Annotated in this window: 20 protein-coding genes; 15 read left to right on the top strand and 5 right to left on the bottom strand. The window is 57.2% G+C overall.

Annotation, left to right across the window (positions count from 1 at the left end):
* The first annotated feature begins 68 nt into the window (after positions 1–68).
* The 4 genes from GXN74_RS06495 (at position 69) to GXN74_RS06480 (ending at position 5,198) form a co-directional block, all read left to right on the top strand.
* The gene (locus GXN74_RS06495) at positions 69–1,280 is read left to right on the top strand and encodes an ammonium transporter (protein WP_162370116.1); all 1,212 of its coding nucleotides are present in this window, start codon (positions 69–71) and stop codon (positions 1,278–1,280) included.
* Between the two features lie 16 nt (positions 1,281–1,296).
* Positions 1,297–1,644 (top strand): P-II family nitrogen regulator, encoded by a 348-nt coding sequence (locus GXN74_RS06490; protein ID WP_162370115.1) that lies wholly within the window; start codon positions 1,297–1,299, stop codon positions 1,642–1,644.
* A 244-nt stretch (positions 1,645–1,888) separates the two neighbouring features.
* Positions 1,889–2,941: a LacI family DNA-binding transcriptional regulator gene (locus tag GXN74_RS06485; protein ID WP_162370114.1), complete on the top strand. Its 1,053-nt coding sequence runs from the start codon at positions 1,889–1,891 to the stop codon at positions 2,939–2,941.
* 40 nt (positions 2,942–2,981) lie between these two features.
* Positions 2,982–5,198 carry an alpha-galactosidase gene (locus GXN74_RS06480; RefSeq protein WP_246208625.1) on the top strand — a complete coding sequence of 739 codons (2,217 nt, stop codon included), beginning with the start codon at positions 2,982–2,984 and terminating at the stop codon, positions 5,196–5,198.
* On the opposite strand, the gene GXN74_RS06475 is transcribed toward GXN74_RS06480, so the two are convergent.
* Complete coding sequence (locus GXN74_RS06475; RefSeq protein ID WP_162370113.1) at positions 5,188–5,451, bottom strand: hypothetical protein; 264 nt, start codon at positions 5,449–5,451, stop codon at positions 5,188–5,190. The two genes, GXN74_RS06480 and GXN74_RS06475, sit on opposite strands and share 11 nt — an antisense overlap.
* 55 nt (positions 5,452–5,506) lie before the next feature.
* The gene (locus GXN74_RS06470) at positions 5,507–6,769 is read right to left on the bottom strand and encodes a DNA polymerase Y family protein (RefSeq protein ID WP_162370112.1); all 1,263 of its coding nucleotides are present in this window, start codon (positions 6,767–6,769) and stop codon (positions 5,507–5,509) included.
* A gap of 225 nt (positions 6,770–6,994) precedes the next feature.
* Here GXN74_RS06470 and rbr point away from each other — a divergent pair, with 225 nt between their 5' ends.
* Complete coding sequence (gene rbr / locus GXN74_RS06465; RefSeq protein ID WP_162370111.1) at positions 6,995–7,588, top strand: rubrerythrin; 594 nt, start codon at positions 6,995–6,997, stop codon at positions 7,586–7,588.
* 66 nt (positions 7,589–7,654) lie between these two features.
* On the opposite strand, the gene GXN74_RS06460 is transcribed toward rbr, so the two are convergent.
* Complete coding sequence (locus GXN74_RS06460) at positions 7,655–7,876, bottom strand: hypothetical protein (RefSeq protein ID WP_162370110.1); 222 nt, start codon at positions 7,874–7,876, stop codon at positions 7,655–7,657.
* Positions 7,877–8,058: 182 nt separating this feature from the next.
* Here GXN74_RS06460 and GXN74_RS06455 point away from each other — a divergent pair, with 182 nt between their 5' ends.
* The 5 genes from GXN74_RS06455 to pyrG all read left to right on the top strand — a co-directional run bounded on the left by GXN74_RS06455 (position 8,059) and on the right by pyrG (position 13,428).
* A complete protein-coding gene (locus tag GXN74_RS06455; protein WP_162370109.1) occupies positions 8,059–8,661 on the top strand; it encodes an acetate uptake transporter in 603 nt (200 codons plus the stop codon).
* Positions 8,662–8,811: 150 nt separating this feature from the next.
* Positions 8,812–9,885 carry a D-alanine--D-alanine ligase family protein gene (locus tag GXN74_RS06450; protein WP_246208624.1) on the top strand — a complete coding sequence of 358 codons (1,074 nt, stop codon included), beginning with the start codon at positions 8,812–8,814 and terminating at the stop codon, positions 9,883–9,885.
* Between the two features lie 4 nt (positions 9,886–9,889).
* Positions 9,890–10,321: a YwiB family protein gene (locus GXN74_RS06445; protein ID WP_162370107.1), complete on the top strand. Its 432-nt coding sequence runs from the start codon at positions 9,890–9,892 to the stop codon at positions 10,319–10,321.
* A 25-nt stretch (positions 10,322–10,346) separates the two neighbouring features.
* On the top strand, positions 10,347–11,720 hold the full coding sequence (locus tag GXN74_RS06440; protein ID WP_162370106.1) for a S41 family peptidase: 1,374 nt from the start codon (positions 10,347–10,349) through the stop codon (positions 11,718–11,720).
* A gap of 97 nt (positions 11,721–11,817) precedes the next feature.
* Positions 11,818–13,428, top strand: a complete 1,611-nt coding sequence (pyrG, locus tag GXN74_RS06435; RefSeq protein WP_162370105.1) for a CTP synthase — start codon at positions 11,818–11,820, stop codon at positions 13,426–13,428.
* Between the two features lie 78 nt (positions 13,429–13,506).
* On the opposite strand, the gene GXN74_RS06430 is transcribed toward pyrG, so the two are convergent.
* Together GXN74_RS06430 and GXN74_RS06425 are read right to left on the bottom strand one after the other, a co-directional pair.
* Positions 13,507–13,893 (bottom strand): hypothetical protein, encoded by a 387-nt coding sequence (locus GXN74_RS06430; protein ID WP_162370104.1) that lies wholly within the window; start codon positions 13,891–13,893, stop codon positions 13,507–13,509.
* A gap of 72 nt (positions 13,894–13,965) precedes the next feature.
* Entirely contained in the window at positions 13,966–14,472 is a 507-nt protein-coding gene (locus GXN74_RS06425; protein WP_162370103.1) for an SEC-C metal-binding domain-containing protein, read from the bottom strand.
* A gap of 232 nt (positions 14,473–14,704) precedes the next feature.
* Between GXN74_RS06425 and GXN74_RS06420 the strand changes: the two genes are divergently transcribed.
* The 5 genes from GXN74_RS06420 (at position 14,705) to GXN74_RS06400 (ending at position 20,538) form a co-directional block, all read left to right on the top strand.
* A complete protein-coding gene (locus GXN74_RS06420; RefSeq protein WP_162370102.1) occupies positions 14,705–15,724 on the top strand; it encodes a fatty acid desaturase in 1,020 nt (339 codons plus the stop codon).
* Between the two features lie 44 nt (positions 15,725–15,768).
* Entirely contained in the window at positions 15,769–16,908 is a 1,140-nt protein-coding gene (locus GXN74_RS06415) for a CdaR family transcriptional regulator (RefSeq protein WP_162370101.1), read from the top strand.
* 242 nt (positions 16,909–17,150) lie between these two features.
* Entirely contained in the window at positions 17,151–17,636 is a 486-nt protein-coding gene (locus GXN74_RS06410) for a tripartite tricarboxylate transporter TctB family protein (RefSeq protein WP_162370100.1), read from the top strand.
* A 12-nt stretch (positions 17,637–17,648) separates the two neighbouring features.
* The gene (locus tag GXN74_RS06405; RefSeq protein ID WP_162370099.1) at positions 17,649–19,175 is read left to right on the top strand and encodes a tripartite tricarboxylate transporter permease; all 1,527 of its coding nucleotides are present in this window, start codon (positions 17,649–17,651) and stop codon (positions 19,173–19,175) included.
* 19 nt (positions 19,176–19,194) lie between these two features.
* Positions 19,195–20,538 (top strand): enolase C-terminal domain-like protein, encoded by a 1,344-nt coding sequence (locus tag GXN74_RS06400; RefSeq protein WP_162370098.1) that lies wholly within the window; start codon positions 19,195–19,197, stop codon positions 20,536–20,538.
* Positions 20,539–20,708 lie beyond the last annotated feature (170 nt).

Genomic DNA, 20,708 nt, shown 5'->3' with positions numbered 1-20,708 from the left:
ACGCGCGCGGTACGCACGCTTGGTTCCCAGGACCAGCCGCCTTGACAAAACCTTAAGGAGGAAATGGAATGGATACAATGGTATTGAACACGATGTGGGTCCTGATCGCCAGCGTTTTTGTGTTTCTGATGCATGCGGGCTTTGCGATGGTGGAGGTCGGCTTCACCCAGTCCAAGAATGCGGTCAACATCATCATGAAGAACTTCGTAACGGTGGCCATCGGTGTGTTGGGGTATTACTTCCTGGGATACGGCCTGATGTACGGGAACGACCTGGGCGGCATCCTGGGAACCAGCAACTTCGTGCTGGCGGGCGTGCCCACGGAGGTTGCGGGAATTTCTTTTGAAGCGTTTTTCTTTTTCCAGGCGATTTTTGCCGCAACATGTGCTACCATAGTATCAGGTGCCATGGCGGAACGCACCAAGTTCACCTCCTATGTGGTCTTTTGCCTCGCGGCCACCACCCTGATCTACCCCACGGTGGGCCATTGGATCTGGGGGGGCGGCTTCCTGGCTGAACGGTTCGGCTTCCTGGATTTTGCCGGTGGAACAGCCGTCCATGCGGTGGGCGGATTCTGCGCCCTTGTGGGGGCCATCATGGTGGGACCCCGGAAAGGGAAGTACAAGAACGGGGTCGCCCGGGCCATTCCGGGACACAACATTCCTTTGGCGGCTTTGGGCGTGCTGATCCTCTGGTTCGGATGGTTCGGATTCAATCCGGGAAGCACCCTGGACATCACCTCCCCTGCGACCGCCCATGCGGCGGTGACCACCCTGCTGAGCGGAGCCGCAGCCACGGCGGCGGCCATGCTGGTCAGCAGCTGGAAGTACACCAAGCCTGACGCAGGCCTGACCCTCAATGGCGCCCTGGCCGGGTTGGTGGGAATCACCGCCGGAGCCAATGTCATTTCCTTTGGCGGAGCGGTGGTCGTTGGAATCTTGAGCGGAATCCTGATGCTGTTCGCGGTGGAATTTGTGGACATCAAGCTGAAGGTGGACGACCCGGTGGGTGCCATCTCCGTCCATGGCGTGTGCGGTGTGTTCGGCACCCTGATGGTGGGCGTTTTCGCAATGGAAGGCGGCCTGTTGTACGGTGGCGGCGTTTCCCTTCTGGTGTCACAGTTGATCGGGGTTGCGGTGGTCGGCATCGTGACCGTGGCTTTGGCCGTTGTGGTCTTCAGCGTCATCCAGAAGCTGATGGGACTCCGTGTGGAGGAGCATATCGAAGTCAACGGGCTGGACACCATCGAACATGGAATTTCCGCATACATGGACCTGTAGGAAAGGAGACGAGCATATGGACAAAATGACAAAGATTGAAATCATCACACGTCCCGAGAAGATGAGCGACCTGAAAGAGGCAATGAATGAGATCGGCATCACAGGCATGACGGTCAGCCATGTACTGGGATGTGGAATGCAAAAGGGAAAGACGGAAATGTATCGTGGGGTTCCCTATGAAATCAGTTTGCTCCCTAAAGTGAAATTCGAAATCATCGTATGCGAGGTCCCGGTGGACCTGGTGGTGACCAAGGCCAAAGCGGTCCTGAAGACGGGAAACATCGGCGACGGCAAGATCTTCATCTACCCTGTGGAAAATGTCATAAAAATCCGTACCGGCGAGGAAGGGGTCAAGGCCCTGTAGGGAACGGAAAGGAAAAGAGGACGGCTTCGCCCATGCCCTGTAGAGGGGGATGGGCGAAGCCGTCCTCTTTTCCTTATGCCCGCTGGCGTCCGCACAATATAATTTAGTAAAATAAGAGAGGTGAGACCGAATGATTTTGGTAAAATATGGAAATGCCTCTTGAAAAACAAGGAGAATCCTGATAAAGTAACAACTATAGAGCGGCAGGGTGAAGTTAATTTAGTAAAACAAGAAAGGGGAACGCATGGTTACGATGAAGGATGTGGCAAGGCATGCGAACATATCGGAGGCGACGGTGTCCCGGGTGCTCAATGGGGACAAGACATTCTCCGTTTCCGACGAGACCAGGCAAAGGATCCATGAAGCGGTGGCCGCCTTGGGCTACAAGCCCATCCGGCGAAGGAAGAAAAACGCACCCCAGAAAGGCGGGGAAGGGGCGGAAGCGAAAGACTGGAAGGTGGGGCTGCTTCTGACCAGCAGCCAGGAAGACGAGCTGAACGACCCCTACTTCATGGCCATCCGGCTGGGAATCGAAAAATACTGCAGCCTGGAGAGCTTGGAAATCCGGACGGTGGTCCGGACGGTGGGGCAGCTGGAGGAAGATGTCTTCGCGGGCTTGGACGGAATCCTGGTGGTGGGAGGAGTGAATACGGCTGGAATTCCCGAGGTCTACGGGGAAGGTCCGGTAGTGGTCATCAACAACATGATGGAGTATGACGAACGGTATGACAAGGTCACGTCGGACCTGGACAGGGCGGTGGAGAAGATGGTGGACTATCTGACCGAGCTTGGGCACCAGCGGATCGGATTCATCGGAGGGGAGGAATGCCTGACGGAAATACCCGAGGAGAGGTGGAGCGTGGTCAAGGACGTGCGGCATGCTGCGTTCGAGAGGAAAATGCAGCTCCTGGGACGCTACAATCCGGAAGATGTCTACATCGGGGAGTGGAGCGCGGCGGACGGGAACCGGCTCATGCAGGAGGCCATAGCCAAGGGCACCTTGCCTACGGCGTTCCTGGTGGGAAGCGACCCCATGAGCATCGGCGTGATCCATGCCCTTAGGGCCGCGGGGTTGCGGGTGCCGGAAGATGTGGGGATCCTCAGCTTCGACGACATCGAAGCGGCCCAGTTCGTGAACCCGCCGTTGTCCACCGTACGGATCGACACGGAGGAAATGGCCCGATGGGCGGTGCTGCTGCTCAAGGACAGGCTGGAGGGAAGGACCCATGCGGTCAAGGTGGTGGTGCCGTCCCAGCTCCTGGTCAGAAGCAGTTGTGGAGGAAGGAATGGGGATTGATCCCAAGCGTATGAAAAACAAGAGGACACAGGAGGAATGCATGGAAATGAACAGGGCAATCACATACGAACCGGAAGAAAGGATCTTCCATATTGCAGGCAAAACCTTCAGCTACATCCTGCAGATATACAGGGAAGGGTATCTGGCGCATATCCATTGGGGAAGGAAAATCAGGAGCTACAATGGGACCAAGGGCCTGCGGTTCATGGACAGGGGCTTTTCACCCAATCCGGACCCGGAAGACAGGACGTTCTCCCTGGACACGCTCCCCCAGGAGTATCCCGCCTACGGGAACACGGATTTCCGTGTCCCCGCCTTCCGGGTGGAATTCCCCGACGGAAGCACCGTCACGGACCTGCGCTACAAGGGGCATGCCATCTTCGCGGGAAAGAAAGCCCTGGAAGGGCTGCCGGCCTTGTATGCGGAGGAAGGGGACCACGTGGAGACACTGGAAGTCACGATGGAGGACACCCTCCTCCCGTTGCGGGTGGTCCTCTCCTATACGGTGTTCAAGGACCATGACGTCCTGACGCGTTCCGCCCGGATTGTGAACGGATCCGGGGAAACCCTCAAGCTCCTGGACGCCCTCAGTGTGAACGTGGACTTCAGGAAGGACGGCTTCGACATGCTCCAGTTCTCCGGGGCCCATATCAGGGAGAGACACCTGGTGCGGCGCAGCCTGGAAATGGGCCAGACCTCCATCGAAAGCCGTAGGGGGGCCAGCAGCCACCAGCAGAACCCCTTCCTGGTGCTGGTGGAGAAGGGAACTACGGAAACCCAGGGGGAAGCTTATGGTATCAACCTGGTCTATTCGGGGAACTTCATCGGGCAGGCGGAGGTGGACCAGTTCCATACCACCAGGGTCTCCATGGGGATCAACCCGTTCGAATTCTCCTGGATGCTGGAGCCGGGGGAGGCGTTCCAGACGCCGGAGGCGGTCCTGGCCTATTCCGGGGAAGGGTTGGGGGCCCTGTCCAGAACCCTGCACAAGGCATACAGGCAAAGGCTGGCCAGGGGGAGGTTCCGGGACAAGGAGCGGCCCGTGCTGGTCAACAACTGGGAAGCCACCTACTTCGACTTCGACCAGGAGAAGATCTACGAAATCGCCAAGATGGCAGCGTCCACCGGCATCGAGCTGATGGTCCTGGATGACGGATGGTTCGGAAAAAGGGACGACGACCGGCGGGCCTTGGGCGACTGGACCGTGAATGGAGAGAAGCTGCAGGGTGGATTGGACGCCCTGGCCCGCAGGGTGCGGGACGAAGGGGTCCAGTTTGGCCTCTGGTTCGAGCCGGAGATGGTTTCCGAGGACAGCGACCTGTACAGGGACCATCCGGACTGGTGCATCCATGTGCCTTCCAGGAACCGCTCCACGGGACGCAGCCAGCTTGTGCTGGACCTGACCAGGAAGGAGGTCAGGGAGAACGTGGTGGAGCAGGTCCGCAGGATCCTTGCGGGCGCCCCCATCACCTATGTGAAATGGGACATGAACAGGCACATGACAGAGGTGCATTCCCTCTCCCAGCCTCCGGATAGGCAGAAGGAAACCGCCCACAGGTACATGCTGGGGCTGTACGAGATGATGGAGGTCCTGACAGGGGAATTCCCCCACATCCTCTTCGAGAGCTGTTCCGGGGGCGGCGGGCGCTTCGATCCGGGCATGCTCCATTACATGCCCCAGACATGGACCAGCGACGACACCGATGCGGTGGAACGGCTGAAGATCCAGTACGGGACCAGCATGGCCTATCCTGCGGTCAGCATGGGGGCCCATGTGTCGGAAGTCCCCAACCACCAGGTCCACAGGACCACCTCCATGAAGATGCGGGGGGATGTGGCCATGGCGGGCAACCTAGGTTACGAGCTGGACATCACCAAATCCTCGGAAGCCGACCTGGAGGCCATCCGGGAGCAGGTGTCCTTCTACAAGGGCATCCGTGGACTGGTCCAGTTCGGAGACCTGTACCGCCTGGCCAGTCCCTTCGAGGGCAACGAGACCGCGTGGATGTTCGTCTCCGAGGACAAGCGGGCGGCCTGCGTCTTCTGGTACAAGGTGCTGGGGGCACCCCAGGAACCCTTCAGGAACCTCCGGCTGGAGGGACTGGAGGAAGGGGCGGACTACACCGTGACGGCCAGCGGAGGCGAAATGCCCCCGCTGCGGGCCGGAGGCGACGAGCTGATGGGCGTCGGCATCCCCTTGCCCATGCTGGAGGGGGACTTCAAAAGCTGCGCGTTCCTGCTGGAGGCTAAAGCTTGAAGAGGATCCAGCGGCAGCTGTCCAAGTCGTACCGGAGTTCGCAGACCTTTTCGGTCCCGTCCACGACGATGCCGCAGACGAATTTGAGGACCTTGTTTCCGGCGACCCGGTCCGGTTCGGTGCTGTGAAGGCCCAGGATCCGGAAGACCCGGCAAGCGCCTCCTTCCTCTTCGACCTTGAAGCGCAAAGGATGGATCCGGCCGTCGGATTCCGTCCAGCTGATCATTTGGATGGGTTTGGCCAGTGTCTTCAAGGGGGTTCTCCTTTCCTTCCGTGAGGAATCGCTGCGCAAACGTGGGGGAGGCGGCCTAGAGGAGGGAGGACATGGAGGGGCATTCCGCATCCCAAGTGCCTCCGGAGTGGGGGGGGAGGCCGCTGTGGAGGAAAGAGGCGCGGATGACCGCGGCATTGCCGTAGCGGGAACGCAAGAGGTCCACCGCCTGTTCTGCGGCCCGTTGCTTCTCCCCGGTGGGCGGTTCGAAGAGGGAGGTCTGGTGGATGCGGCCCTCCTGGAGGGCCGAAACATGGATTCCCAATTTGCGCAAGGGAGCCCCGTCCCACAGCTCTTCCAAAAGATTCCAGGCAACGGAGTGGAGTTCCCGGGTGGTGTCGATGCTTCCCGGCAGCTTCCGCTGCCGGGAAGCATGGAGGAAATCCGCATAGGTGAGGGAAACGGCCACCAGTCCGGCGCGCATGCCCGCCTTGCGCAGGCGCATGCCCAGGGTTTCCGCCAGGGACAGGAGGACCTGGCGGGCCTCTTCGGGCCGCTCCATGTCGAAGGGGGCGGTGGTGGAATTGCCCATCCCCTTCATGGGGACGCCCCCTCCCGGGAGGACCGGGGAGCCGTCGATCCCCCGGGCATAACGCTGGAGGAGGAGGCCGTGGCTCTTCAGGTGGGAATGGAGCATGGCGGAATCGGCAAGGGCCACATCCCCGATGGTGCACAGCCCCAGCCTCCGCAGCTTCCTTTCCGTCCGGGAACCGACCATGAACAGGTCCCCGGCGGGAAGGGGCCACATCTTCCGGGGGACGTCCTCCGGAAACAGCAGATGGGTGCGGTCCGGCTTCTGGAAGTCGGAAGCCATCTTGGCCAGGAGCTTGTTGGAGGAAATGCCGATGTTGACCGTGAACCCCAGTTCCCCTGCCATCCGTGCGCGGATCCTGTCCGCCGCCGCCAGAGGGGGAAGGTGGGAGCCGGCGGGGTATTCCAGAAAGCACTCGTCGATGCTGAAGGGCTGGACCAGGGGGGAATGTTCCAGCAGCAGGTCCGTCATGGCGGCGCTTGCCTTCAGGTAAAGGCCGTAGTCTGGAGGAACCACCACCAGGCCCGGACAGCGCCTTCTGGCATCCGCCAGAGGCATGCCGGTCTGGATCCCATAGGCCTTGGCCGGTGTGGACTTGGCCAGGACGATGCCGTGCCGGGACTTTTCGCTCCCCCCCACCACCGCTGGAATGGTGCGGAGGTCCGTGGGGCACCCCTGCTGAAGGGCGTGGGCGGCCGACCAGCTGAGGTAAGCGGCGTTCGCGTCGATATGGAAAATGGTGCGGGCAGGGGTGGAACCGTGGGGCATGGCGGCCGCCTCCTTTCCTTCAAAAAAAGAACATGTGTTCCCTGGTGGAGACAGCATAACACGGAACATGTGTTCCTGTCAAGGGGAGTGAAAAAACAAGAAATTGACGGAACGGACTGTCAATTTTTGGAAAATATGTTATAATGGATAAGGGTTGGGGCATAACAATGATTACAGATGGGCTCCGGCCATGAAGGACATGCAAAGAGATGGAGGAGGTTTCTTATGAGTAAAATGAAGGGTACAAAAACAGCCGAGAACCTTTTGAAAGCATTCGCTGGGGAATCCCAAGCCAGGAACCGCTACACATTCTACGCTTCGGTGGCGGACAAGGAAGGTTACAAGCAGATCAGGAATCTTTTCCTTGAGACTGCGGACAATGAGAAAGAGCATGCGAAGAGGTTCTACAACCTGCTCCGCGAAGGTCTGGCAGGAGAGCTGCCCATGGCGGTTGAAATCCAGGCGGCCTATCCCGTTGCCCAAGGCTGCACCTACGACAACCTGATGGCTGCGGCGGCAGGGGAGAACGAGGAATGGACGGAGCTTTATCCGGCCTTTGCGATGGTGGCGGACGAGGAGGGCTTCAAGGAAGTGGGCGCCGCTTTCCGCATGATCGCAAAAGTGGAAGAGAAGCATGAGGCAAGATACAAGAAGTTGGCCGCAAACGTGGACCAGGGAAAGGTCTTCCAGAAGGATGCACCTGTCCTTTGGAAGTGCGGAAACTGCGGATACATCATGGAAGGCGTGCTGGCCCCGGAGAAATGCCCCGCATGTGTGCACCCCCAGTCCCATTTCGAAGTGTTCTGCGAAACCTATTAAGGGAAGCCGCAAAAAAAGAAGAGGCGCGTGTCCGCGCGCCTCTTCTTTTTTTGCGGCGGGGATGGACTACCCCCAAAGGTTTTGGATCTCTTCCAGCTCGGACAGGAAGACAACATAGACATCCCCGGGGATGTCGTAATAGGTGCGCTCCGTGAGGATGCGCAGGACCCTGTCCCCGGTCTTCACATGGCCGGTTTGAAGAAGCTGCTTGAATTTCTCCGGTCCCATTTCCCCCTCGTGGAGGATCGTGTCGTGCAGCATGAATTGTATTTTGAAAATTTCCATCATTCCACCCCTTTCTTGCTTATCATTATATAGTAGAAACACGGGGAAGTGAAGAAAAAAGTTTTTTGGTGTCCGTATTGACCGGGAGGGATGGTTTTGCTATACTATAGTTTGGTATTTGGCGCCCGGAGAACGGAATCCGGGATAAAAAGGCAGGAAAACACGGCATAGGAGGATCATCGGAAATGGATCAAAGAAAGATTGTGGTAGCGGACCCCACCCCCTTGGGGCTTTTTGGGTTGGCAATGGTTACGTTGGTGGCTTCTTCCCAGAAGCTGGGATGGACGGACGGGGTCGCCCTGGTTCTCCCCTGGGCGATTTTCCTTGGGGCGTCGGCGCAGTTGTACGCCTGCATCCAAGATGCAAAGAAAAACAACATGTTCGGAGCGACGGCTTTTGGAGGCTACGCATTTTTCTGGTATGGCGTGGGCATGACCTGGATGGTCCAAAACGGCATTTTCGGCGAGAAGCTGGCGGCCCAGGCGGATGTGCAGCAGCTGGGCGTGGCTTTTGTGGGCTACTTGATCTTCACCCTGTACATGACCATAGGCTCCATGGCCACAAACAAGGTCCTATTTTTCATTTTCGTGCTGATCGATTTCCTTTTCATCGGCTTGGCCTTCAGCACCTTGGGGATCGCCAAGGAAGCCATGCATGGGCTGGCCGCCTGGTCGGAGCTGCTCATCGCCCTGCTTTCCTTCTATGGCTCGGCTGCGATCATCATCAACCACCAGATGGGGAAAGTTATCCTGCCTTTGGGCAAAGCTGTGGTGGAAAAAGCGAAGTAATCGCGTTATAATTGAATGAAGAACAAGGAAACATCGGAGCGGGCTCCCCTGTTTCACCTTGACAAAAACCGGAATAAAGGGACTTGGGTCCGGACGGTATCGGGTGAATCACGGGGGCCTTCCCTATTGGACGAAGGGTGGTGCAGGATATTGAAAAAGAAGAATTTGGTGCTGTTGTTCGGGGGGCAGTCTTCGGAACACGACATTTCCAGGATTTCCGCCACGACCATCGCCACACATGTGGATAAAAGGGCGTATGCGGTCATTCCTGTAGGAATCACCAGGGAAGGCAGCTGGCTTCTGTATGAAGGCGCGCTGGAAAACATCAAGGATCCGGACTGGATGGAAGGATGTCCCAAAGCGGTGCTGAGCCCGGACGGGGTCGACAAGGCCCTTCTGGTGGAACGGGAAGGGCGATGGGATAAGGTTCCGGTGGATGTGGTCTTTCCCGTCCTGCACGGACTGTATGGAGAAGATGGCAGCGTCCAGGGCCTGCTGGAGCTCGCCCGGATTCCCTATGTGGGTTGCGGGATCCTTGCCTCCAGCATTTCCATGGACAAGCTGTACACGAAAATCGTGGTGGAAAACCTGGGGATCCGCCAGGCCAGATATGTGAAGGCCGCATTGGAAGATGTGGTGGACGTGGCGGACCTGGTGGAGGAAGTGGAGGAAAAGCTTGGCTACCCCGTGTTTGTGAAGCCTGCAAACGCAGGCTCGTCCATGGGCGTCTCCAAGGCGGAGGACGAAGACAGCCTTCAGGAGGCCATCGCCGTGGCCTTCGAGCATGACAGGAAGATCCTGATCGAAGAGCGGATCGTGGGACGTGAAATCGAATGCGCCGTGCTGGGGAACTACAACCCAAAGGCCAGCGGCGTGGGGGAGATCCTGGCGGCAGCCGATTTTTACGATTTCGACGCGAAATACAACAACGCCCAATCCCAAACCGTCATTTCACCCAAACTTCCGGAGGATGTGGAGGAAACTGTACGGGAGAGCGCGGTGTCCATCTTCAAGGCGGTGGATGGAACGGGCCTGGCCAGGGTGGATTTCTTCCTGGAGCAAGGCAGCAACGAGCTGGTCTTCAATGAAATCAACACGATGCCCGGCTTCACAGGCATCAGCATGTATCCCATGCTTTGGAAGGCCCAAGGAGTGGAGCTCAGGGAACTGGTGGAGACGCTTTTGAACCTGGCGTTCCAAAGAATGGACAGGAATGGAAGATAAGGGAATGGATGAAAGAAAAGTAAGGATCAGCATCAAAGGGATGCAGTCGGGCTTGGGCGATTCCGGCCAGGAGGAACGGCTGGAAATGGTCGTCATCGGAAAGAGCTACGAGAAGAACGGAAAGACCTACATCGTGTTCGATGACCTGGAACTGGACAGGGAAAAACCCACCAAGACCACGGTCAAGGTGGAAGCGGGGCTGGTTTCGGTCCTGCGGTTCGGAGCTGCCAGCACCCATCTGCTGTTCAAGGAAGGGGAGCAGCACATCGCCCCCTACGAAACCCCCATGGGAATGCTGGAGATCCTGTCCAAGACCCGGTCCGTGGACTTCAGGAAGACAGACCGGGGAATCGACCTGAAGGTGGTCTATTACCTGGAAGTGAACCAGATGAGCATGGGAAACAGCACATTCAGCATGGTGGCGGAGTACATCTGAGGCCCTGTGCGGGAAGGGAGCCAAAATGGAAAGAAGCTTGCGAAAAGTGTTGACGGCCCTGCTTGTCACGGCCCTGCTGCTGCCGCATCCGGCAGCGGCCCAATCCAGATTGGAGGCGGAGGACTATGCGGCCACTTTCCAATATGTGATGGAGTTCGTGGAACAGAACTCCCTGACACCCGATTTGGACCAGCAGAAATTGTTTGAAGCGGCCATGGAAGGAATGTTCCAGATTCTGGATCCCTATTCCGAATTCTTCACCAGGGAAGAGGCGGAACAGTTCGACAACATCGTGTCCAGAAAGTACGTGGGCATCGGGGTGGAAATGCGGGAGACCCCGCTGGGCATCGCGGTCACAAAGGTCTTCCGGGGAAGTCCGGCGGAGGATCAGGGCGTGATGGCGGGAGACATGGTCCTGTCCGTGGATGGAAAGCAGGTGGCGGACCTGGGGGTCGGCGATGTGGCGGCACTGGTCCTGGGGGAAGAGGGTACCCGGGTGGGGATCGTGTTCCAACGGGGTCTGGAACTTCTGGAAAAGAGCTTTTCCAGAAGGCTGGTGAGCATTCCCACAGTGGAAGAGATCCCTTTGGCGGGAATGGATCCGGTCCGGGCCCAAAAGACCATGCGGATTGTCCTAAGCGGCTTTGCGGAGGATACGGAGGAAGAATTCAAGACCCTGCTGGAAACGGCCGGGACCCGGGGGGTCACCCACCTTGTGCTGGACCTTAGGGACAACAGCGGCGGCTATGTGGATGCGGCGGTGGCCATCGGCCAGATGCTGGTTCCCGCCGGCCCGCTGGTATATTTCGAGAACAAGGAAGGACGGCGGAAGGTGTATGGGAGCACCCTGGAGCGGGCGCCCTTCCGGATGACGGTGCTGGTGAACGGACACAGCGCCTCCGCCACGGAGTTCCTGGCCGCGGCCATACAGGACGCCGGCGCGGGAGTCCTGGTGGGGGAGACCACCTATGGAAAAGGGGTGGCCCAGTATCTTTTCGGCATCGAGGAGGAGTACAAGCTCAAGTTGACCATGGAAGAATTCTTCAGCCGGAACGGAAACAAGATCAACGGCGTGGGCGTGGTTCCGGACCATGTGGTGGAGGTGCCGGACCTGCTTTCCAGCGACCGCCGTTTGTATCCGGGGGACGTCAGGCCGGAAGTCCTGGAACTGAAGAAGGTGCTGGCGTATCTGGGATACTTCCAAGGTGCCCGCGACAACAGCTATGACACCTTGGCGGTGGAGGGGGTCATGGCCTTCCAACGGGATGCGGGGCTCCATGTCTATGGGACCTGTGATTTCACCACACAGAAGCGTTTGAACCAGGCTCTGGCGGACCGGCTTTCCAAAGAGGACAAGCCTTTGGAGAAGGCGCTGGAAGTCTTGTGGAACAGGCCTTGACTTGCAGTGCCTGTTCCCCTAGAATAGTAGAAGTTGCAACCGGTCCGTGTTTTCCCACAGGGCCAGGACATGTTTGAACAAGTGACGAGGTGAAGGAATGCAGACGAAGTATATATTTGTAACCGGAGGGGTCGTATCGGGGCTGGGAAAAGGGATCACGGCGGCTTCGCTGGGAAGGTTGTTGAAGGGAAGGGGATACAAGGTCACCTTGCAGAAATTCGACCCCTACATCAACATCGATCCCGGAACCATGAGCCCCTACCAGCATGGAGAGGTCTTCGTTACGGAAGACGGTGCGGAGACGGACCTGGACCTGGGCCATTACGAGCGGTTCGTGGATGAGAAGCTGAGCCAGTACAGCAACATCACCACAGGCAAGATCTACTGGTCCATCCTGAACAAGGAGAGGAAGGGCGAATTCCTGGGAGCCACCGTGCAGGTCATCCCCCACATCACCAACGCCATCAAGGAACGGGTCTACCGTGTGGGCAAGAGCAACCAGTCCAATGTGGTGATTACGGAAATCGGAGGCACCGTCGGGGACATCGAAAGCCTTCCCTTCCTGGAGGCCATCCGCCAGGTGGCCTCGGATGTGGGCAAGGAGAACGTGCTGTACATCCATGTCACCCTCATCCCCTACCTGTCCAAATCCCAGGAGATGAAATCCAAGCCCACCCAGCACTCCGTGAAGGAGCTCCGCTCCATCGGAATACAGCCGGACATCCTGGTCTGCCGTACGGAACAGGAGATTCCCCAGGAGATGAAGGAAAAGATGGCCCTGTTCTGCAACGTGGAACAGGACTGCGTCATCCAGAACCTGGATGCGGAAAGCCTTTACCAGATTCCCCTGATGCTGGAGGAGGAGGGACTGGCCAACATCACCTGCCGGAAGCTGGGACTGCCCAACCCCACGCCGGACCTGTCCGAATGGACGGCCATCGTGGACAAGGAAAAGCATATGGAGGACAAGGTGGAAATCGCCTTGGTGGGCAAGTACGTGGAGCTGCACGACGCCTACATCTCCATCGTGGAATCCTTGAAGCATGCGGGCATCCATCATGGCAGGAACGTGGAGATCCGTTGGGTCAATTCCGAAGAGGTGGAGCACTCCGACCTCTCCCGGACATTCGCCGGAGTGGACGGGATCCTGGTGCCGGGGGGCTTCGGGGACCGGGGAGTGGAAGGCAAGCTCCGGGCGGTACAATACGCCCGGGAAAACAAGGTTCCCTTCCTGGGGATCTGCCTGGGCATGCAGTGCGCCGTCATCGAATATGCAAGGAACGTGCTGGGGTTGACCGACGCCCACAGTTCCGAGCTGAATCCCGAGACCCCCAATCCGGTCATCGACCTGATGCCGGAACAGAAGGATGTGGACGAAATGGGCGGAACCATGCGTCTGGGCGCCTATCCCTGCAAGGTGGCGGAAGGCAGCAAGGCCTACGAGGCCTACCAGGACGAGCTGGTCTACGAGCGGCACAGGCACCGCTACGAGTACAACAACGAGTACAGGGAAACCTTGAGCAAGGCGGGGCTCCTGATTTCGGGGCTTTCCCCGGACGACCGGCTGGTGGAGATTGTGGAGGTTCCCGCACACCCCTGGTTCGTGGGTGTGCAGTTCCATCCGGAGTTCAAGTCCAGACCCAACCGCGTCCATCCCCTGTTCAGGGACTTCGTGGGAGCGGCCATGGGGCATAAGCAAGCGGAATGAAGAGGGACAAGGAAAAGGCGAAGGGAGTGCCACGGCACTCCCTTCGCCTTTTCCGATATGCTTCTTTGCAAGTGGATCCTATTTCTTTGTGCCTTTGATGGCTACGATGTAGATGCCGGCCAGGTCGACCTTGACCATCTTCTTCACGGGCAATTCCTTGAAGACTTTCTCGTCGCACATGAAGGTGGTGATTTTGGGTCCGATCTTCGCTTTGACCAGAGGCATCTTGCGCAATTTAAGATAGAAAGGAACCTGGTCTTGGACCATCTGGGGCAGGTTGGCGTCCTTCATGCGCATCTTCTTCTTGTCGATTACCAGAATGGAGGTGGTCACCTTCGACTGTTCGATCAAGGACTGCTGCGTATTGACCTTTTCCTGCATCTTCTTTCCGTAAAAGTACAGAAAGGCCAACACGAGGACAACGACGGCCAATACGATCAATAGGGCTGTTAACCATCCGGGCATAAAAAACCTCCTAAAACAATGTCATTACTATCATTCTAACATCAAAACGGGAAAAAGCAAGGGAATTCAGCGTTACTGGGCCTTGGACATGCAGCATTGCTTGTATTTGCGTCCGCTGCCGCAAGGACAGGGGTCGTTCCTGCCGATTTTCTTGTCCTTGACCACCGTGCGGGTGCTGTTGTAGGTCTTCTTGATCTCCGCCCGCTTCTCCTGTGTCAGAAGTGCGTCCCATCCGGCCAGGTTGTACAGCCAGTCCGCTTTGGCGGCCAGCATGTTGTAGTACAGCTTTTCGTAATCTATGGCCAGGACCACTTCCGTGTCGCCGGTGACGGCATCCAGGTCGATTTCCTCCGCCAGGCTGGTGTTGATGCCGTCCAGGAAACCTACGAAGGTGACCAGCTCCATCTGGAACTTGTCCGCCAGGGCCTGGACCGTTCCGGTGCAGGTCTCGTCCGCATGGCTCAGGAGATATTCGTAGTTCTTTTGCTCCTTGGGCAGGTAGTCCCCCCAAAATGCGTTGTAGTCCGCTTCGTTGCGCTCGACATAGGCAAGGTCTTGCCATTTCTTCAATAAAGACATGTTCGTTTCCTTTCTAAAAAACCCGAGGGATATTACGTACGCCGGGAAATTTGGTTAATCTTCCATATTATAGCACAGTCTGCAGGGGTTGTGAAGTTGGAAGTTGAGGGAGGGAGGGGGAGGGCGAAAGAAGATGAGAACAATTATCAAAAAGTACTGGATTTCCGGCGAGACATGTGGTATCGTATACCATATCAGAAAGAAAACAATAATTCGCTAAGGAGTCTTTCATATGGAGAAAAGAGCATGGGTAGGGGAACTGAAACGATACGCCAGAGCGGATTGGAGGAAATCCCTGTGGCAGATGGTGAACACGCTGGTGCCGTATCTGGGGGTGAACGTGCTGATGGCCATACTGGTGATGGAGGGCGTCCCGCTGCCGGCGCTGCTGCCCCTGGCGCTGCTGGGGGCCGGCCTGCTGGTCAGGACCTTCATCATCTTCCATGACTGCACCCACCAGTCCTTCTTCAATTCCGCCGCGGCCAACCGGGCGGTGGGCTTCCTCACCGGCGTCCTCACCTACACGGCCTACACGGACTGGCAGCGTTGCCACATGATCCACCACGGCACGGTGGCCAACCTGGAAAAAAGGGGCGTGGGGGACATCTGGACCATGACGGTGGAGGAATACAGGGAAAGCCCCTGGCATCTGCGCATCGTCTACCGGTTCTTCAGGAATCCGGTGGTCCTGTTCGTCATCTCCCCGGTGGTCCTGTTCGTGCTGGTGAACCGCTTCCCCTCCCGGGTCTCCCGGAAGGGGGAGAAGGCCAGCACCCTGCTGACGGACCTGGCCCTTCTGGGAATCGTCCTGCTGGCCCATGCCACCATCGGCCTGGGGGTCCTGGCGGCGGTCCAGCTTCCGATCATCTTCTTCGCCAGCATCTTCGGGGTCTGGATGTTCTATGTGCAGCACCAGTTCGAGGAGGTCTACTGGGCCGGCCAGGAAGGGTGGGACCACTACAGGGCCGCCATGGAAGGCAGCTCCTACTACAGGCTCCCCCTGGTGCTCCATTGGTTCACCGGGAACATCGGATTCCACAACATCCACCACTTGAACTCCAGGATTCCCAACTACCACCTGCGGACCTGTCTGGACCTGATCCCCGAGGGGGAGCCTGTGAAGGCCATCGGCTTCAGGGAGAGCCTCCGTACGGTGGGTTTCCAGCTCTATGACCCGAAGGGCGGCAGGATGGTGGGATTTGGGGATCTGGGTAAGCGGGACGCCCTTGTGCATGTGCCGAAAAAAGTGTAGAATGTATAGGAAAACAATAGGGCAGTCAGGACAAGGAGGTACACATGTCTATTTTGGAACCGGCATTGGCCCAAAAATTCATAGAAAAGACGGCGCACCATCTGGAGTACAACATCAACATCATGAATGACAAGGGGATCATCATTGCCAGCAAGGACGCGTCCAGGATTGGAGACTTCCACGAGGTCGCGTTCGGAATGCTGAATGGAAGCCTGGATACCGGGATTGTCCAGGAGGACCAGAAATACTTGGGGACCAAGCCGGGAGTGAACCTGTTCATCGACTACAAGAACAAGCATGTGGGCGTCATCTGCGTCACTGGAAACCCTGAATCGGTCAATGCGTTTGCGGCCCTGGTGAAAACCTCCATGGAAGCCATGCTGGAGTACGAGCTCCAGATGGAAACGGAACGGAAGCGCAAGAACAAGGCGGAACAATTCCTGTACTATGTGCTTTTTGAGGAGAACGTGGAGGCTTCCGTGGCGGCAAACATGGCCGAAGATTTGGGATTGGACAAGGACCTGCTGCGGGTATGCATCATCCTCCATGCCCGTCAGGAGATTCCGTCCCAAGCGGTCATTGCGGCCTTGCTGGCGGCGGAAGGGCATTCCCGGCAAGACATCGTGACAATCGCAAGGAACGACGACGTGATCCTTTTCAAGAGCCTTGGAGCGCCTCGGGGAAATGTCGTCCGGGATTATCGGAAAGGACTGGACGAATATCTGGAGGCGGTCGCCGAACAGCTTCCGGGGGAGAGTCCCATCCATAGGGTCGCTTTTTTCATAGGTTCCCTCCAGGGCAGTGTGCTGAAGTACAGGGCATCCTATCTGCACGCCCAGGAATTGCGGCTGAAAATCAAGGAGAAGAGCGGCGTCTTCTTCTTCCAGGACCACGTCCTGGATTATTTCAGAAGCCTGGTCACCATCAAGGAGTACGACAACATCTTCAACACCTATGTGTCCCTTTTCGATGAGGAGGAGAAGCAGCTGGTATGGGAGACGGTGGAGGCACTGCGTCAAAACAACTACAATGTCGTAAACAGCGCAAAATCCCTGTTTGTCCATAGGAACACCCTGTTGTTCAGGCTGAACAAGATCAAGGATGTCCTTAACATCGACCCGATCGCCAATGCCAAAGACAGGGACTTCCTGAACGAATTGGCCTACTATTTCCATAAGAAATAAGGGGACCCGCAAGAAATCCCCTATGCAGAGTGTTTTTGTTCTCGGGAAAGGAAAACGGATCCTTGTACAAACTGTACAAGGATCCGTTTTTTTTTAATACAGGCCGGACATGTCAATTCCAGGAAAAATTCGTTATAATGATATCAATGAAACAGAGAGGCAATGCACAGGTGCCGTTGCCGGGAAAAGGAGGATTGGAAGGTGTGCCTGGTGATTATCCAAGTATAGCAGGAGGTAAAGTTATGAAATTCAGCAAGTACGCAAACCTCATATTCGGGTGTTTGGTCTTGGCGTTTGCCGCATTCTATTTCTTCCAGACGACCCAGATGGTCGTCGGCGGCGTAAAGGATGCAGTGGTGGACGCACAGTTTGTGCCCTATGTGCTTTCGGTGCTCATGTTCGTCCTGGGCGGGTTGCAGGTGGTGTTCGGGATCAGGGACAGCGCCCGGTTCAACGAAGGGGCCTATGTCCCGGAGAAGTCGGATTACAAAACGGTGGTCAGGATCCTGTTGTTGATTGTGGTGTACATCGCCTTGCTGGTGCCCGTGGGATTCCTGTTCACAACCATGGCGTTCCTCTTCCTGGCATTCAGCATCCTCTCTCCGGCGGGTCAAAAGAGAAAGTATGTCCAGTATGTCATCATTGCTTTGGTCACTTCCACATCCCTGTACTTTGCGTTTAGAAGCGGCTTGGACCTGATGCTCCCCCAAGGCATCCTGCCATTTTAGGAGGTTAATGTTATGGAACATGTAATTCAAGCGTTGGGTTCTGTGTTTGCAATCCAGACCCTTCTGTTCATCTTCATCGGCGTGGCTGTGGGGATCCTGTTCGGTGCGGTCCCCGGGCTGACGGCGGTCATGGCCGTTGCCCTGTTCCTTCCGGTCACCTATGGGATGTCTCCCGGAGTGGGGATTTCCATCCTGATTGCCCTGTACATCGGAGCCACGTCCGGGGGATTGATTTCCGCAATCCTGCTGAAGATTCCGGGAACACCCAGCTCGGTGGCCACCTGCTTTGACGGCCATCCCATGATGGAAAAAGGAGAAGGGCCGAAAGCCCTTGGCGTGGGCATCGTGTTCTCCTTCGTGGGAACGATCCTGAGCATCCTGGCCCTGATGCTGGTCGCCCCCAACCTGGCGAAGGTCGCCATCAAGTTCGGCCCCCATGAATACTTCGCAATCGCCATCTTTTCGCTGACGCTGATTGCGGCCCTCTCCGGAAAATCCATGATCAAGGGGATTTTTGCCGGAGTGTTGGGAATCGCCTTCGGCACCGTGGGCATCGCTCCGGTGGATGCGGCCGTACGGTTCACTTTCGGAACGAATGAGCTGAAGGGCGGCTTCAACACCCTGACGGTCCTGGTGGGACTGTTCGCCATCTCGGAGGTCATCAAGACTGCGGAGAAGATTAAGAGCGCTTCCAAGGATGAAGTGGCCCAGGTCAGCATGAAGTCCATCAAGGGCTTCGGGTTCTCCTGGAAAGAGTTCAGGGAACAGCTGCCCAACTGCGGGCTGTCCTCCCTCCTGGGCGTCTGCATCGGCATCCTGCCGGGAATAGGTGCGGCCACTTCAAACATCGTCGCGTATACGGTATCCAAAAAGCGCTCGAAAAGGGGACATCTGTACGGAACGGGAGTGATTGACGGAATCGTGGCCTCCGAATCCGCCAACAATGCAGGTATCGGTGGTGCGCTGATCCCCCTGATGACCCTGGGGATTCCAGGGGATGCGGTGACGGCCATCCTGCTGGGAGGATTCATGCTCCACGGCATCCAGCCGGGTCCGCTGCTGTTCACCAACAATGCCACCCTGGTGTACACCATCTTCATTGCGATGATCGTATCCTCGGTAGCCATGCTGATCCTGGAATTCTATGGACTGCGGATCTTCTCCCAACTGCTGAACGTGCCCAAGCACCTGCTGCTTCCAATCATCCTCGTGCTTTGCGTGGTGGGCGCCTTCGGAATCAACAGCCGGGTGTTCGACGTATGGACCATCCTTGTGTTCGGTCTGGTGGGATACCTGTTCGTCAAATTCAAGGCGCCCCATGCGCCCTTCATCATGGGCTTCATTCTGGGACCCATGGCGGAAACCAATCTGCGCAGGGGACTGATGTTCTCGGAAGGGAAGTTCTCGGGCTTCCTGACGAACCCGATCTCGGGAACCTTCCTGGTCCTCGCCCTAGCATCCATCGTCTGGTCGGCGGCCAGCCACTACAGGAACAGCAGGAGGGACCAGGAGATGCTGGTCGTGGAGGATGAAGAATAAAATGGAGGAAAAAATCGGTATGAACACACAAGGAACCCCGGTCATCACGGAGATGCAGGTGATTCCCGTAGCGGGATACGACAGCATGCTGCTGACCCTCAGCGGCTGCCATGGACCCTTCTTCACACGGAACATCGTCATCCTGACGGACAGCACAGGCAACACCGGACTTGGAGAAGTCCATGGCGGGGAACACATAACCCAGGCGCTGGAAGCGTACAAGCCTTTTGTGGTGGGACAGGAAATAGGGAACTACCGGAAGGTCATCCAAATCCTGCGGGGAGGCACCGACACCTCCAATGACAACGGCGAAGGTCTGCAAGGCCTCGACCTGAAAAACCTGAAGTTCGTGGTCCATGCGGAAACGGCGGTGGAATCCGCCATGCTGGACCTGCTGGGAAAATACATGAACCTGCCGGTGGCGGCACTGCTGGGAGACGGCCAGCAGAGGGACAAGGTGCTGATCCTGGGCTACCTGTTCTACATCGCGGACAGGACCAAGGTGGCCCTTCCTTATCTGGATGAAAGCGCAAGCAGCGACCCCTGGTTCAGGAACAGGCGGCAGGTGGCCCTCACCAGTCAAGCCATCGTGGAGCAGGCCCAGGCCGCAAAGGAAAGGTACGGCTTCAAGGACTTCAAGCTGAAGGCGGGAGTCTTGGAAGGGGAAAAGGAGATGGAAACCATCCTCGCCCTTCACAAAGCCTTCCCCGACGCAAGGGTCAACATCGACCCCAACGGCGCCTGGTCCCTCCAGGAAGCCATCTCCCTCTGCAAGGGCATGCGCCATGCGCTGAGCTATGCGGAAGACCCCTGCGGTCCGGAAAAAGGGTATTCCGGGCGGGAAATCATGTCGGAATTCAAAATGGCCACCGGCCTCTTCACCGCCACCAACATGGTGGCGACGGACTGGCGCCAGTTCCACCACTCCATCGTGTCCAAGGCCGTGGACATCCCCTTGGCGGACCCCCACTTCTGGACCATGAGCGGTTCCGTAAGGGTCGCCCAGGTGTGCAACGACTGGGGGATGACCTGGGGATCCCATTCCAACAACCATTTCGACATTTCCCTGGCCATCTTCGCCCATTGCGCGGCGGCGGCCCCTGGAGAAATCACAGCCATGGACACCCATTGGATCTGGCAGGACGGACAGTATCTGACCAAGAATCCCATGGAAATCAGGAACGGCCACATCACAATTCCGGACGCTCCGGGACTGGGCATCGAAATCGACATGGAGAAGGTGATGGAGGCCCACGCGTTGTACAAGAAGCTGGACAATGCGGACAGGGACGACTCCATCGCCATGCAGCACCTGATTCCAGGCTGGAAATTCGACAGCAAAAAACCCTGTATGGTACGCTGACCGCCCACCGGCGGCTCGGATTCGATTCCATAAAAAAAACAAAAAGACTTGTGGTAATAAGTCAATATGAAGTTTTATAATTATTTTACGTATTTTCTTAAAGAAGGCAACACTTAACAAACCCAATTGGATTAGTTGTTTGAAAGGATATGCGCATCGATCATTTCGTC

This window comes from Anaerotalea alkaliphila (assembly GCF_010179735.1).
GTDB lineage: Bacteria > Bacillota > Clostridia > Lachnospirales > Vallitaleaceae > Anaerotalea > Anaerotalea alkaliphila.
This window is presented reverse-complemented; position numbering and strand designations above follow the sequence as displayed.

Bases quoted from the DNA above. Each gene is read 5' to 3' on its own strand.
- GXN74_RS06495 (WP_162370116.1), top strand. From the start codon at position 69: ATGGATACAATGGTATTGAACACGATGTGGGTCCTGATCGCCAGCGTT.
- GXN74_RS06490 (WP_162370115.1), top strand. From the start codon at position 1,297: ATGGACAAAATGACAAAGATTGAAATCATCACACGTCCCGAGAAGATG.
- GXN74_RS06485 (WP_162370114.1), top strand. From the start codon at position 1,889: ATGGTTACGATGAAGGATGTGGCAAGGCATGCGAACATATCGGAGGCG.
- GXN74_RS06480 (WP_246208625.1), top strand. From the start codon at position 2,982: ATGGAAATGAACAGGGCAATCACATACGAACCGGAAGAAAGGATCTTC.
- GXN74_RS06470 (WP_162370112.1), bottom strand. From the start codon at position 6,769: ATGCCCCACGGTTCCACCCCTGCCCGCACCATTTTCCATATCGACGCG.
- rbr (WP_162370111.1), top strand. From the start codon at position 6,995: ATGAGTAAAATGAAGGGTACAAAAACAGCCGAGAACCTTTTGAAAGCA.
- GXN74_RS06460 (WP_162370110.1), bottom strand. From the start codon at position 7,876: ATGATGGAAATTTTCAAAATACAATTCATGCTGCACGACACGATCCTC.
- GXN74_RS06455 (WP_162370109.1), top strand. From the start codon at position 8,059: ATGGATCAAAGAAAGATTGTGGTAGCGGACCCCACCCCCTTGGGGCTT.
- GXN74_RS06445 (WP_162370107.1), top strand. From the start codon at position 9,890: ATGGATGAAAGAAAAGTAAGGATCAGCATCAAAGGGATGCAGTCGGGC.
- GXN74_RS06440 (WP_162370106.1), top strand. From the start codon at position 10,347: ATGGAAAGAAGCTTGCGAAAAGTGTTGACGGCCCTGCTTGTCACGGCC.
- pyrG (WP_162370105.1), top strand. From the start codon at position 11,818: ATGCAGACGAAGTATATATTTGTAACCGGAGGGGTCGTATCGGGGCTG.
- GXN74_RS06430 (WP_162370104.1), bottom strand. From the start codon at position 13,893: ATGCCCGGATGGTTAACAGCCCTATTGATCGTATTGGCCGTCGTTGTC.
- GXN74_RS06425 (WP_162370103.1), bottom strand. From the start codon at position 14,472: ATGTCTTTATTGAAGAAATGGCAAGACCTTGCCTATGTCGAGCGCAAC.
- GXN74_RS06420 (WP_162370102.1), top strand. From the start codon at position 14,705: ATGGAGAAAAGAGCATGGGTAGGGGAACTGAAACGATACGCCAGAGCG.
- GXN74_RS06415 (WP_162370101.1), top strand. From the start codon at position 15,769: ATGTCTATTTTGGAACCGGCATTGGCCCAAAAATTCATAGAAAAGACG.
- GXN74_RS06410 (WP_162370100.1), top strand. From the start codon at position 17,151: ATGAAATTCAGCAAGTACGCAAACCTCATATTCGGGTGTTTGGTCTTG.
- GXN74_RS06405 (WP_162370099.1), top strand. From the start codon at position 17,649: ATGGAACATGTAATTCAAGCGTTGGGTTCTGTGTTTGCAATCCAGACC.
- GXN74_RS06400 (WP_162370098.1), top strand. From the start codon at position 19,195: ATGAACACACAAGGAACCCCGGTCATCACGGAGATGCAGGTGATTCCC.